We start from the raw sequence: 13,572 nt of genomic DNA on the forward strand, positions 1-13,572 counted from the left end.
GGACCACTCAATGACCACGCAGACTGTGCAGATCCCCGGCTACCTCGCGGGCACGTGGGCGATCGACCCGGTGCACTCGGACGTCTCCTTCGTGGTCCGCCACCTCGGCGTGTCCAAGGTCCGCGGCCACTTCGGCACCTTCGAGGGCACCATCGTGACGGCCGAGGACCCGCTGGAGTCCACGGTCACCGCCAAGATCGACGCCACCTCCGTCGACACCCGCAACGACCAGCGCGACGCGCACGTCAAGGGCGAGGACTTCCTGGACGTCGAGAAGTTCCCCGAGCTCACCTTCACGTCCACCGGCGTGCGCGCCCACGGCGAGGGCTTCCTCGTCGACGGTGAGCTGTCGCTGCACGGTGTGACCAAGCCGGTGACGCTGGAGCTGGAGATCAACGGCTTCGGCGACGGCTTCGAGGGCGCCAAGGTCGCGGGCTTCTCCGCCTCCACCGAGATCAACCGCCGCGAGTTCGGCGTGACCGGCGGCCCGGCCGGCGCCGTCGTCGGCGACAAGATCACCATCCTGCTGGAGATCGAGGCCGTCAAGCAGGTCTGACCCCCTCACGACCCGTCGAAGGGCCCGCCGGAACGTCGGCGGGCCCTTCGACGACGTAGAGGGTGCTGTCGCCTACGCTGCGTAGGCAAAGTTGCACGTCCGGGTGCACCTCCGCCGTGATTCCCTTTCGGCTCGCATTTCGGTAGTTTTCGGTCCGCCGCCGCAACCCGTGTGAACCGTGCACCGTCTTCACCCGTAGTAGGTCGTGGAACCAGGGTTCTCTTTCGGTCAACACTGAAGCTGTAGAACTCGATGCGGACACGTTCCGCTCACGGTCGTAGACCACGTGGGTGACATCGGACGTGTTCATGGCACCATCTGGCGCAGCACGCGCCGGACGCAGGCGAGGAGGATCGGTGTGAACGCCCAGACCGAACAGGTCGACGACCTTCGACTCGTCGCGCTGCCCACCGCGGTGAACGTCGCGGACATGTTCGTCCGCTTCTCGCTCGGCGAATGGCGCCTGCGTGCGATGCAGGACGAGGCCGCGCAGACCATCCGGCGGCTGGTCGGCGCCGCGGTCGACGTGGCCGACCGGCGCGCGCCCGGCTTCCTGCTGGTGCGCCTGCGGCTGACCGGCACCTACCTGGTGGTCGAGGTCGAGGGCAACCGCGTCGCGCTGCCGCCGGAACTGGCGGGCTCCCGCGCGGGCCTGGTCGACCTCACCGCGGGCGGCCACCTGGCGTGGTGCGAGCTGGCCCTGCCGTCGGGCATGAACGCCTCGGCCGTGCCGCTGCCGCGCCGCGAGCCCCGCCGCTCCCCCGCCGCCGAGAAGCTGGGCGACGAGCCGGACGTGGACCCGGAAGTGATCCAGCGCATCCTCTACGGCCTGGGCGGCGGAGCACACCGCACCGACTAGCCGGCCGCACCGACCAGCCCTCCGCCACCGGCGGGTTCTCCCCTCTCAACGGGCGTCCTCCGAACGGGCATCCTCCGAACGAGCAGTACCACCGTTCGATCGACTGCACCGGCGGCCGGATGGCGGTATTCCTGAGGTGCCTCGCTCCCGCGAGGAGCACGCCTGAGGAAAGGGATCCGTTGATGATGATTCTCCGACGTGCCGCCAGGGGGGTGGTCGCGTGGGCGGTAGCGGTGCTGGCGTTGGCGGCCGCGCCCGCGGCCGTGGCGTCGCCGGCCCGCGTGGTCCCCGACGGGGTCTACCGCATCGCCTTCGGCGGCGACGGGAACGCCCTGGTCACCCACATCTCGAACCAGCAGGGGTCGCCGACCGTCCTGCTGCCGTCGTTCGGCGAGCCGGGGCGTCAGGAGTGGGAGTTCGTCCGGGACAGCCGGACGAGCCAGCTCATCCGGAACGTCCGCACCGGTCTCTACCTCGGGCTGGGCGGGCGTGAGCCGCAGCACCGCCGGCCGGTCGTGGCGAGCCCGTACCCGTTCTCCTGGTCCGTCAGCGTCGTCGGCTCGGCGCCCGACCGCGTGCGCATCCACCCGGTGTTGGGTGGCATGCTGCGGCTCGACCGGTCGCCGCGGCCGACCTACCCACCACAGGTCGACATCCAGGACATCCGTGACGACGGCACCCAGGAGTGGGTGCTGACCCCTCGCGGGTGACCCGCCGGGGTCGGCGACCGGGGTTCGGGCGCCGACCCCGTGCGGTCACCCGCGGGCGAGCGCGACCAGGGCGAGCGCCAGCAAGCCCATGCCGCACCACGACACGAGCGGCAGGCGCTCGTGCAGCACGACCACGCCCAGCACCGCCGCCACGGCGGGCTCGGCGAGGGTCAACGTGGTCGCGGCGGCCGCGCTGACGTGCCGCAGCCCGAGCCCGAACAGCAGGTAGGCCGCGAACGTGGTGAACACCGCCAGGTGCGCGGTCACCGCCAGCCCCGCGGGGCTCGCCACCCACCCGACGCCGAGCACGAGCAGCACCGGCAGCGTCAACACGGACGCGCCGCCGAACACCGTGCCCACCACGGCCCGGGACGGGTGCCCGAGCCCGACCAGGTAGGCGCAGATCACCGAGTAAGCCGCGTACGACAAGCCCGCGACCAGCGCCAACGCCACGCCGACCAGGTCGACGTGCGCGTCACCGCCGCCCAGGACGAGCACCGTGCAGCCGAGCACGGCGGTCGACGTGACCACCGGTCGGGAGCGCAGGCCGAGCACGACCGGCGCGGTGGCCAACGCCACGGTGGTGGCCACCGCCACACCGGTGCGCGCGACCGCCGGGTAGAACGCGAGCGCGTAGCCCGCGACGGTCACCGCGCCGAGCAGCAGCAGCCGCCGGTCGGCGGTCCGCAGCACGGCACGCGTGCCGCGTGCGGTGAGGAAGAGCAGCAGGCCGCCCACCACGAGGCCCGCCGCGCCGACGGCCGCGGCCGGTGCGGAGGCGGGCGCCAGCGAACTGGCGGTGCCGGTGGTGCCCCACAGGACGCACGCGGCCAGGATCGGCAGCGGTCCGCGGGTGGCGGCAGGGCGTGCTTGTACGACAATGGTCGACACGAGGTCTCCGTTCGCGAGACGAGAAGAGGGACGCGAACGGGCGCACTGCGCGATCAGGCAGGCGTGCGGAGGTGTGTCAGCGAGTGCGCCCGGTCAGGCGCACGGCGGCGGAAGGACCACGTGCCAATGGGTGTTCACGACCGGCAGCCTAGCCGAACCCCGTCCCGGTATCGTGGGATCATGGAGATCGGCGTCGCGGACGACCTGCTGCGGCGGTCCCTCGTGGTGTACAAGTTCGCGGTCGACGAGCTCATGACGAAACTGCGGATCCTCAGCGAGGAGTTCGACCTCGTCCACCGGCACGACCCCATCGAGCACGTCACGCACCGGGTGAAGCGGCCCGACGCGATCCTCGACAAGCTCCGGCGCAAGGGGCTGCCGGCCGACCTGGCGCTGGCCGCCGAGCACCTCGACGACGTCGCGGGCGTCCGGGTGGTGTGCCCGTTCGTGTCCGATGTGTACCGGGTGCGGGACATGCTGGCGCGGCAGAGCGACGTGGAGATCCTCCTGACCAAGGACTACATCGCCGCGCCGAAGGCCAACGGGTACCGCAGCCTGCACCTGATCGTGCGCATCCCGGTGTTCCTGTCCGACCGGGTCGAGCACGTGAAGGTCGAGGTGCAGCTGCGGACCATCGCGATGGACTTCTGGGCCACTTTGGAGCACAAGCTCTACTACAAGTACGACGACCAGGTGCCCGCGGGTTTCGTCGAGGAGCTGACCGCCACCGCCGCCATCGCCGCCGAGCTCGACGCCCGGATGCAGGCCCTGCACCACGAGGTCCAGCGCGACTGACGGCGGCGGTCGGCGTCCGCGATGGCCACGTGGTCGGGAACGCGACGATCTCGTCGTGCCCCCGCGCGGACTCGGGCCGGTCGCGCCGCACCGAGTCCGATGTGCACGCGGCGGCGACGCGACCGGGGTCGCGGGTGTCCAGGCGTGCTCGGGCGATCCGCCTGACGAACACCGGGGCCCGAACACGCGCTGTTGTGCTCCTGCTACGCGCCGGATGCGTGCTCTACTCCACAAAAGACCAGCCGAGACGCGAGTGGCGCTCGCCGGCGCGCAGTAATCGGGCCCGCGCCACCCGCCAGTACCGGCGCACCACCTCGGCGGCTACGGCCGAGTAACGCCAAACGACGTTCTTCGACAAAGGTTACGGCCTTCTGGGCACATCATCGAAATCCGTCTGAACGGACCACGAAGAACATTTTGATGCCCATCTGATGGACAGCCTAGGCAGTCGCGCAACCCGTTGACACGTGACTGCGAATAACCCTCGCGTACTGGGCGTATTTACGAGACGGGCCGGTCCAAACCAGGCCGTTCGAGTGAACCCGGGAAGTGTCCCTTCTAACATTGGGTTACAGTTCCCTCAAAATAGGGAACGTCCATTCGGTGAATGCTCCGTTCGGCGGTCGCGACGATCTCCCACCGACAGCCAACGTTGCCCCGAGCCCCGGTAACTCATTGACGCTGAGGCAAATTTCCAGAGGATCACGCATGGACACCGACCGGATCGCCACCCGATTAACTATGCTCGCCCGCGAGCACCTCGTGCCCGGAGCGCAGCTCGCCGTGCACCACGCCGGACGCACGTGGACGCACGAGGTGGGCCTGGCCGCGGACGCGGCCGTGCCCATCGGCTCGATCACCAAGACGTTCACCGCGACCGTGGCCATGGCTCTGGTCTCCGACGGGGACCTGGACCTGGACGCGCCGCTGTCGGACCACCTGCCCGGGGTGGCCGACGAGCTCACGTTGCGCCACCTGCTCAGCCACACCGGCGGCCTGCCGTCGGACCCGGAGGACGTGCGCACCACGTCCCTGCGCAACCACGTGCGGCAGGCGCTGCGCGAACTGCACCCCCTGCACGAGCCGGGCGCAGGCTTCTCCTACTCCAACATCGGCTACTGCCTGATCGGCCACCTGATCGAGGTCACGACCGGTATGTCCTGGTCGGAGGCGGTGGAGGCGGTCCTGCTGCGGCCGCTGGGCGTGCGCGCCAGGTTCACCACCCCCATGGACGCCGACGTCGTCACCGGTCACGCGGTCAACGCCGGCACGGGCCGGGTGGTCCCGGTGGTCCAGTCGCTGGCGCCGGTCGACGCGCCCGCCGGCGCCCTGGCGGCCAGCGCCACCGACCTGGTCGCGTTCGGCCGGATGCTCGGCGGGGCCGCACCGCACCTGATCGACCCGGCCGACCTCGCCCTGATGCGCACACCGGTCCGGCACGCCGAGCCGTTCGGCATGGCCGACGGCTGGGGCCTCGGCCTGGCGCTGTTCCAGCGCGACGGCGTGCGCTGGGTCGGCCACGACGGCACCGCCGACGGCACGTCGTGCCACCTGCGGATCAACCCGGCCGACGGCACCGCGGTCGCCCTGACCACCAACGGGAGCAGCGGCTTCGCGATGTGGCGGGACCTCGTGCCGGAATTGGTCGCCGCGGGTCTGCCGGTGGCCGATTACGACGGAATGAGCGGCCTGCACCGCCGCATCGCCCCTCCCCCGGACTGCGCCGGGAGCTTCCGCAACGGGGACGTCGAATACGCGGTGCGCGCCGTGGACCGCGAGCGCCTGGCGCTCACGGTGGACGGCGAGCCGTTCGCGGACCTGTCGTTGTTCGACGGCCTGGTGTTCGCGATGCGTGATTCCGACACCGGCGACACCAACCAGACCGGGCGTTTCCTGCGCGACCCGGGCGGCGGCGGGATCAGGTGGATCCAGATCGGCGGCCGGCTCGCCCGCAGGCAAGTCGCGAAAATGCACTGAACTTCACGTTTAGACCCCCGCGGAATGGGTAAACCGCGCCCTTCGGTCAGAAAGGCACCTCTCGCGATGACGCACGCCCGCACACTGCCGGAATTGATCGCCGCGCAGGCGCTGCGCACCCCCGACGCACCCGCCGTCATATCCGCCGACGAGGTGTTGGACTACCGGGAACTCGATGAGCGCGCGAACCGGCTCGCGCACCTGCTGGTCGCCAAGGGGGCACGGCGGGAACGGATCGTCGGGGTGGCCATGCCGCGGTCGGTGGACAACGTGGTGGCGCGACTCGCGGTGCTCAAGACCGGTGCCGCGTACCTGCCGATCGACCCGGACTACCCGGCCGACCGGATCGCGTTCATGGTCGAGGACGCCGAGCCGCTGCTGGTGCTCGACGGCACGCCGGAGCTCGCCGGCGGTCCGACCACGGCGCCCGACGTGGAGATCCGACCGGACGACCCCGCGTACGTCATCTACACGTCCGGCTCGACCGGCCGACCCAAGGGCGTGGTAGTGCCGCACCGGGGCTTACCGGCGTTCTCGGCCGCCGAGATCGACCACTTCGACGTGCGCCCGGGCGACCGGGTGCTCCAGTTCTCCTCACCCAGCTTCGACGCCTCGGTGCTGGAGCTGTGCATGGCGCTGCCCGCCGGCGCGGCGCTCGTGGTGCCGCCGCCCGGCCCGCTGCTGGGCGACCAGCTCGCGCAGGTGATCGCCGGCTTCGGCGTCACGCACGCGCTGATCCCGCCGGTGGCGCTGGCCACCGTGCCGGACGTGGCGCTGCCCTCCTTCCGCACGCTGATCGTCGGCGGCGACGCCTGCCCGCCGGACCTCGTCGCGAAGTGGGCACCCGGCCGCCGCATGATCAACGCCTACGGGCCCACCGAGTCCACCGTGGTCACGTCGTGGAGCGAGCCGCTGGAGCCCGGCGGCACGCCGCCCATCGGCCGCCCCATCCCCGGCACCGAGGTCCGGTTGCTGGACGACGACCTGCGCCCGTCCACCGAGGGCGAGCTGTACGTCACCGGCGTCGGCCTGGCGCGGGGCTACCTGGGCCGGCCGGGGCTGACCGCGCAGCGGTTCGTGGCCGACCCGTTCGGCCCGCCCGGCGCCCGCATGTACCGCACCGGCGACGTGGTCCGCACCCGCGCCGACGGCCAGCTGGAGTTCGTCGGCCGCGCCGACCACCAGGTGAAGATCCGGGGCTTCCGGGTCGAGCCCGGCGAGATCGAGGCGCTGCTGCGCCGGCAGCCCGGTGTCGAGCACGCCGTCGTCGTCGCGCGCGGTGAGCCGAAGCGGCTGGTCGCGTACGTGGTCGGCGAGACGGGGTCGGACGAGCACCTGGCGGGGTTGCGCCAGGGCCTGGCCGCGAAGCTGCCGGACTACCTGGTCCCGTCCGCGTTCGTCGCGCTGGAGGCGTTCCCGTTGACGCCCAACGGGAAGCTGGACCGCGACGCGCTGCCCGAGCCCGTCGTCGGCGACGTGCCGGAAGATCACGTCGAGCCGCGCACCGCGGCCGAGCGCCGGGTCGCCGAGGTGTGGTCGGACGTGCTCGGCGTGCCGCGAGTGGGCGCGCACGACGACTTCTTCGCCCTGGGCGGCGACTCGATCCTGGCCGTGCGGGCGCTGTCCCGGCTCGGCGGGCTGCCGGTGCGGGCGATGTTCGACCACCGCACGGTCGCCGCGCTCGCCGAAGCCCTGCCCGAACAGGACGGCACCCCGATCCCGCGCGTGCCGCGGGTCACGCCGCTGCCGCTGTCGTCGGCCCAGCGCCGGCTGTTCTCGCTGGACGGCACCGCCGAGCAGAACACCGCGGTCGGCATCCGGCTCACCGGGTCGCTGGACGTGCCCCGGCTGGCCAGGGCGCTGGAGGCGGTCGCCTGCCGGCACGACGCGCTGCGCACCACGTTCGACCTCATGGGCGACGAGCCGGTGCAGGTCGTGGCGCCGGGCGGCACGATCCCGCTGCGCGTGCTGCCCGACCGGGCCACGACCGCCGACCTCGGCCTGGACGAGCCGTTCGACCTGCGGCGCGGCCCGCTGACCCGCGCCGTGCTCAGCCCGCTCGGCACCGACGAGCACCTGCTGGTCCTGGTGCAGCACCACATCGTCACCGACGGCTGGTCGGTGCAGGTGCTGCTGGAGGAGCTGGCCGAGCTGTACGCGGGCGGGCAACCCGCCGAGCCGGCCGTGCAGTACCCCGACTTCACCGTGTGGGACATGGCCAGACCCGCGGGCGACCCGGCCTACTGGCGCGACCGGCTCGACGGCATCGAGGCGCTGGACCTGCCCACCGACCGCCCGCGACCGCCGCTGCGCACCACGTCCGGCGCGGTGCTGCGCCGCCCGCTGCCCGCCGGGCTGGTCCGGCGGCTCACGGCCGTCGGCCGCGCGCACGACGCCACCCTGTTCATGACGCTCACCGCCGCCGTGCAGGTGCTGCTGTCGGCGCGCAGCAGGCAGCGGGACGTCGCCGTGGGCACGGTCAGCTCCGGCCGCGACCGCGCCGACCTGGAACGCGCGGTCGGCTTCTTCGTGCGCACGCTCGTGCTGCGCTCGTGGGTGGACCCGGACCTGCCGTTCAGCGCGTTCCTCGACCAGGTGCGGGACACCGCGCTGGAGGCGTTCGCGCACGACGACGTGCCGTTCGACCGGGTGGTGGAGGCGGTGCGGCCCGACCCGGACCCCAGCCGCACGCCGCTCGTGCAGGCCGTCGTGGCGCTGCACCAGCCGCTGCTGCGCGACGCCGCGTTCGGCGGGCTGACCGCGGTCGAGCACGACCTGCCCCGGCCGGTGGCCCGGTTCGACCTCGTGGTGGAGTTCTGGCCGCGCGGCGACGACCTCGCGCTGACCGTCGAGTACAACACCGACCTGTTCGACGCCGCCACCGTCGAGTCGCTCGGCGACGACCTGGAAGCGTTGCTGCGCCTGGTGGTGGACGACCCGGACCGCCCGCTGCGCGGCCTGGTCGACCTCGACCCGGGGTCGGACGACGGCACGCCGGACCAGACGGTCCGCATCCGGGGCGTCCGGGTCGACCTCGCCGAGGTCGAGCGGGCGATCCGGCGGCACGACGAGGTGACCGACGCGGCCGTGGTCCTCGCCGACCGCCGACTGGTCGCGTACGTGACGCCCCCGGTCAACGCGGCCGCGTTGGCGGGGTTCCTCGGTCAGGTGCTGCCCGCGCACGCCGTGCCCACGACGTTCGTCGGGCTCGACCACCTCGACCGCGACGCGCTGCCCGCACCGCCCGACGAACGCGCCGAAACCCGTTACGTGGCACCGCGCACGCCGGTCGAGGCGGTGCTGGCGGACGTGTTCGCCGACGTGCTCGGCGCGGCCCGGGTCGGCGTGCGGGACAACTTCTTCGCCCTGGGCGGCGACTCCATCCTGGGCATCCAGGTGGTCACCCGCGCCCGCCGCGCCGGCCTCGTGCTGACCTCGCGGGACATCTTCGCGCACCAGACCATCGCCGCCATCGCGCCGCACGTCACCCGCGACCTGCCGCCGGACGCCGATCAGGGCGAGGTCACCGGCGACGCGCCGCTCACCCCGATCCAACGCTGGTTCCTCGACCACCACGCCGTTCGCCCCGAGCACTTCGACCAGTCCGTCGTCGTCGACCTCGACGCCGACCTCGACGTGCCGGCGCTGCGCACCGCCCTGGCCGCGCTGGTCGAGCACCACGACGCGCTGCGCACCCGGTTCGAGGGGGACCGGCAGGTGGTCGAGCCCGTCACGCACGCCGACCCGTTGGCGCTGGAGCACTTCGACCTCACCCGCGGCCCCCTGCTGCGGGCCGAGGTGCTCGACGCGCGGTCGGTGCGGCTGACCGCGCACCACCTCGTGGTCGACGGCGTCTCGTGGCGGGTGCTGGTCGAGGACCTCACCACGGCCTATCACCAGGCCCACGCGGGTCAGACCGTCCACATCGGACGCAAGACGACGTCGTTCCGGGACTGGGCGAACCGGCTCGCCGAGCACGCCGAGCACGGCTTCGACGCCGAGCTCGACCACTGGACCGCCGTGGCCGCCACCCCGACCGACATCCCGGTCGACCGGCCCGGCCCGAACACGGTCGGCTCCCAGCGGGAGGTCACCGTGCGGCTCACCGCCGAGGAGACCCGCGCGGTGCTGCGCGACGTGCCCGGCGTGTACCGCACCCAGGTCAACGACGTGCTGCTGACCGCCCTGGGCCGGGTGCTGGCCGACTGGACCGGCCGGCCGCGGGTGCTCCTCGACCTGGAGGGCCACGGCCGCGAGGAGCTGTTCGCCGACGTCGACCTGTCCCGCACGGTCGGCTGGTTCACCACCGTCTTCCCGGTCGCGCTCGACCTGCCCGACCGCGACCGGGCGTCCGACGACCGAGCGCCCGACGAGTGGGGCACCGCGCTGAAGTCGGTGAAGGAACAGCTCAGGGCCGTGCCCGGACGCGGCATCGGGTACGGCGCGCTGCGGCACCTGGCCCGCACCGCGCCCGCCTGCGACCCCCGGATCTCGTTCAACTACCTGGGCCGGTTCGACGCCGACCAGCGCGACCTGGAGCTGTCCGCCGACCCGCGCGCGCCGCGACCCCACCTGCTCGACGTCGTCGGCCAGGTGCGCGGCGACCGGCTGGAGTTCACCTTCCACTACAGCGAGCACAACCACGACCGGGACACGATCTCCCGGCTCGCCGACGGGTTCGCCGCGGCGTTGCGCGGCATCGTGGCGCACTGCGCCGAGCCGGGCGCGGGTGGCCGCACGCCGTCGGACTTCCCGCTGGCCGACCTCACCCAGGCCGAGGTGGACCGGATCACCGGCGAGGACGCCTATCCGCTCACGCCCATGCAGGCGGGCATGGTCTTCCACGGCCTGGGCGACAAGGGCGTGTACTTCCAGCAGACCACGTTCGTGGTCGACGGCGTCACCGACCCGGCCGAGTTCGCCGCCGCCTGGCAGCGGGTGGTGGACCGGACCCCCGTACTGCGCAGTAGCGTGCTGTGGGAGGGCGTGCGGCAGCCGTTGCAGGTCGTGCACGAGCACGTCCGCGTGCCGTTCACGTTCCTGGACTGGAGCGACCTCGACGACGGCGCCCGCGCCGACCGGCTGCGCGAACTGCTGGCGGAGGACCGGGCCGAGGGCATCGACCTGGCCGCGCCGCCGCTGATGCGGGTCGCGATCGCGCGCCTGTCCCCCACCAGCGTGCAAGTGCTGTGGACGTTCCACCACGTGCTGCTCGACGGCTGGAGCATCTTCCACGTGCTGTCCGACGTGCTCGGCGAACCGGCGCAGCGGCGGCCGTTCCGCGACTACGTCGCCTGGACGGCCGAGCAGGACGAGGCCGAGGCGGAGGCCCACTGGCGGCGGGTGCTGGCCGGGTTCGACTCGCCGACCCCGTTGCCCGCCGACCGCCCGGCCGAGCACGGCACGTCGTCGCAACGCCTCAAGGTCGAGCTGACCGACGAGGAGTCCGCGGGGCTGTACGAGTTCGCGCGCCGGCACCGCCTCACGCCCAGCGCCATCGTGCAGGGCGCGTGGGCACTGCTGCTGGCCCGCTCCAGCGGCAGGCGTGACGTCTGCTTCGGCGCGACGGTCTCCGGCCGGCCCGCGGAGCTGCCCGGCGTGGACGCGATCACCGGCATCTTCATCAACACGCTGCCGGTCCGGGTCCAGGTCGACGGGGCGGCGCCGGTCGCGGACTGGCTGCGCGCGTTGCAGGACGCCCAGGTCGAGTCGCGGCGCTTCGAGCACGTGCCGTTGACCGACATCCAGTCCTGGAGCGAGGTCGAGCGCGGCACGAACCTGTTCGACAGCGTCGTGGTGTTCGAGAACTACCCGGTCGAGCTCGCCGCGGACATGGGTCTGCGGGAGCTGTCCGCGGTCGAGACCACGAGCTTCCCGCTCAGCGCCACCGTCTACCCGGCCGAACGGCTGGGGGTGCTGCTGGGCTACGAGCCCGCGATGTTCGAGCGGGCCGGGGTCGAACGGCTCGGCGAGCGGCTGCGCAGGCTGCTGGTCGGTCTCGTCGCCGACCCGGACCGGCCGGTGGCCGACGTGCCGTGGCTGTCCGACGACGAGGTCCGCCAGGTGCTGTCCGACTGGAACGGCACCGCAGTGGACGTGCCGACCACCACGATCACCGCGCTGTTCGCCGCCCAGGCCGCCCGCACGCCGGACGCGGTCGCGGTGACGTGCGAGGGCGCGCACCTGACCTACCGCGAGCTGGACGAGCGTGCGAACCGGCTGGCGCACCACCTGGTCGCCCTCGGCGCGGCGCCGGAGCGGATAGTCGCGCTGCGGTTCCCCCGCTCGCTGGACCAGGTCGTCGCGGTGCTGGCGGTGCTCAAGTCGGGCGCGGCCTACCTGCCGCTGGACCCGGCCTACCCGGCCGACCGGATCGCGGCCACGATCGCCGACGCGCGACCGGTGGCCGTGCTGTCGGAGATCCCGGAGCTGACCGGCCTGCCCACGACGGCGCCGACGCCTGCGCTGCGCCCGGACCACTCGGCGTACGTCATCTACACCTCCGGTTCCACCGGACGGCCCAAGGGCGTGGTCGTCCCGCACGGCAACGTGGTGCGGCTGTTCTCCGCCACCGACCACTGGTTCGGCTTCGGGCCCGACGACGTGTGGACCCTGTTCCACAGCTACTCCTTCGACTTCTCCGTCTGGGAGCTGTGGGGACCGCTGCTGCACGGCGGCCGGCTCGTCGTCGTGCCGCACGACGTGGCGCGATCGCCGCGCGAGTTCGCCCGCCTGATCGCCGACGAGGGCGTGACGGTGCTCAACCAGACGCCGTCGGCGTTCTACCAGCTGCTGGAGCACGCGCCCGACCTCGGCGTCCGCTACGTGATCTTCGGCGGCGAAGCCCTCGACACGCGCAAGCTGTCCGCGTGGCGCGGGACCGGCGCGTTGATCAACATGTACGGGATCACCGAGACGACCGTGCACGTGACGTGGACGGTCGCCGACGGCTCCGTCGGCGTGCCCATCCCGGACCTGCGGGTCTACGTGCTGGACGAGGACCTCAACCCGGTCCCGCCGCGCGTGCCGGGCGAGATGTACGTGGCCGGGCCGGGCCTGGCCCGCGGCTACCTCGACCGACCGGGGCTGACCGCGTCCCGGTTCGTCGCTGATCCGTTCGGCCCACCCGGTACCCGCATGTACCGCAGCGGCGACCTCGCCCGGTGGGAGGACGGCGTGTTGCACTACCTGGGCCGCGCCGACCAGCAGGTGAAGATCCGCGGGTTCCGGATCGAGCTCGGTGAGGTGGAATCGGTGCTCGCCGCGCATCCTGCCGTCGCCCAGGTCGTTGTAGTGGCGAACGAACAACGCTTGGTGGCGTACTTCGTGCCGGACAAGCCGACTACGGCGGCGGAGTTGCGCGACCACACGGCCAAGGTCCTGCCCGACCACATGGTGCCCGCGGCGTTCGTCGCACTGGAAAGCCTGCCGTTGACCGTGAACGGCAAGCTCGACCGCGTCGCGCTCCCCGCGCCCGAGCGCGACGCGGTCACATCCGGCGAGTACGTGTCCCCCCGGACCGAGACCGAAGAGGCGATCGCCGCCATCTGGGCGGACGTGCTCGGGGTCGGCCAGGTCGGCGTGGAGGACAGCTTCTTCACCCTGGGCGGCGACTCGATCCGCAGCCTGCACATCACGTCCCGGACCAAGGCGGCGTTCGGCGTCGACCTGTCACCGCGCGACGTCCTCACCGCGCGCACCGTCTCCGCCCTGGCCGACCTGGTCGAGGACCTGGTGCTCGCGGACCTCGAAGCTCTCGCTGCCGACACGGAGGCGTGACCCGT

Annotated in this window: 7 protein-coding genes; 6 read left to right on the forward strand and 1 reads right to left on the reverse strand. The window is 72.5% G+C overall.

Annotated features, from left to right (window positions below):
* Positions 1-10 precede the first annotated feature (10 nt).
* The 3 genes from ACYVLT_RS04420 (at position 11) to ACYVLT_RS04430 (ending at position 2,125) form a co-directional block, all read left to right on the forward strand.
* Entirely contained in the window at positions 11-556 is a 546-nt protein-coding gene (locus ACYVLT_RS04420; protein WP_461118793.1) for a YceI family protein, read from the forward strand.
* A 358-nt stretch (positions 557-914) separates the two neighbouring features.
* On the forward strand, positions 915-1,415 hold the full coding sequence (locus tag ACYVLT_RS04425) for an ATP-binding protein (RefSeq protein WP_360447919.1): 501 nt from the start codon (positions 915-917) through the stop codon (positions 1,413-1,415).
* Positions 1,416-1,597: 182 nt separating this feature from the next.
* Entirely contained in the window at positions 1,598-2,125 is a 528-nt protein-coding gene (locus ACYVLT_RS04430) for a hypothetical protein (RefSeq protein WP_461118794.1), read from the forward strand.
* A gap of 45 nt (positions 2,126-2,170) precedes the next feature.
* Here the strand turns inward: ACYVLT_RS04430 and ACYVLT_RS04435 are convergent, their stop codons facing one another.
* A complete protein-coding gene (locus ACYVLT_RS04435; protein WP_461118795.1) occupies positions 2,171-3,016 on the reverse strand; it encodes an EamA family transporter in 846 nt (281 codons plus the stop codon).
* A 180-nt stretch (positions 3,017-3,196) separates the two neighbouring features.
* On the opposite strand from ACYVLT_RS04435, the gene ACYVLT_RS04440 reads away from it, so the two are divergent.
* From ACYVLT_RS04440 to ACYVLT_RS04450, 3 genes are all read left to right on the forward strand, one after another.
* On the forward strand, positions 3,197-3,811 hold the full coding sequence (locus ACYVLT_RS04440) for a GTP pyrophosphokinase (RefSeq protein ID WP_461118796.1): 615 nt from the start codon (positions 3,197-3,199) through the stop codon (positions 3,809-3,811).
* A gap of 708 nt (positions 3,812-4,519) precedes the next feature.
* Positions 4,520-5,788, forward strand: a complete 1,269-nt coding sequence (locus tag ACYVLT_RS04445) for a serine hydrolase domain-containing protein (protein WP_461118797.1) — start codon at positions 4,520-4,522, stop codon at positions 5,786-5,788.
* A 93-nt stretch (positions 5,789-5,881) separates the two neighbouring features.
* On the forward strand, positions 5,882-13,567 hold the full coding sequence (locus ACYVLT_RS04450; protein WP_461118798.1) for an amino acid adenylation domain-containing protein: 7,686 nt from the start codon (positions 5,882-5,884) through the stop codon (positions 13,565-13,567).
* The last annotated feature ends 5 nt before the right edge of the window (positions 13,568-13,572 follow it).

The sequence above is a fragment of the Saccharothrix stipae genome (genome assembly GCF_054781895.1).

Excerpts from the sequence above, each read along its gene's own strand:
- ACYVLT_RS04420 (WP_461118793.1), top strand. The coding sequence starts at position 11 with ATGACCACGCAGACTGTGCAGATCCCCGGCTACCTCGCGGGCACGTGG.
- ACYVLT_RS04430 (WP_461118794.1), top strand. The coding sequence starts at position 1,598 with ATGATGATTCTCCGACGTGCCGCCAGGGGGGTGGTCGCGTGGGCGGTA.
- ACYVLT_RS04440 (WP_461118796.1), top strand. The coding sequence starts at position 3,197 with ATGGAGATCGGCGTCGCGGACGACCTGCTGCGGCGGTCCCTCGTGGTG.
- ACYVLT_RS04445 (WP_461118797.1), top strand. The coding sequence starts at position 4,520 with ATGGACACCGACCGGATCGCCACCCGATTAACTATGCTCGCCCGCGAG.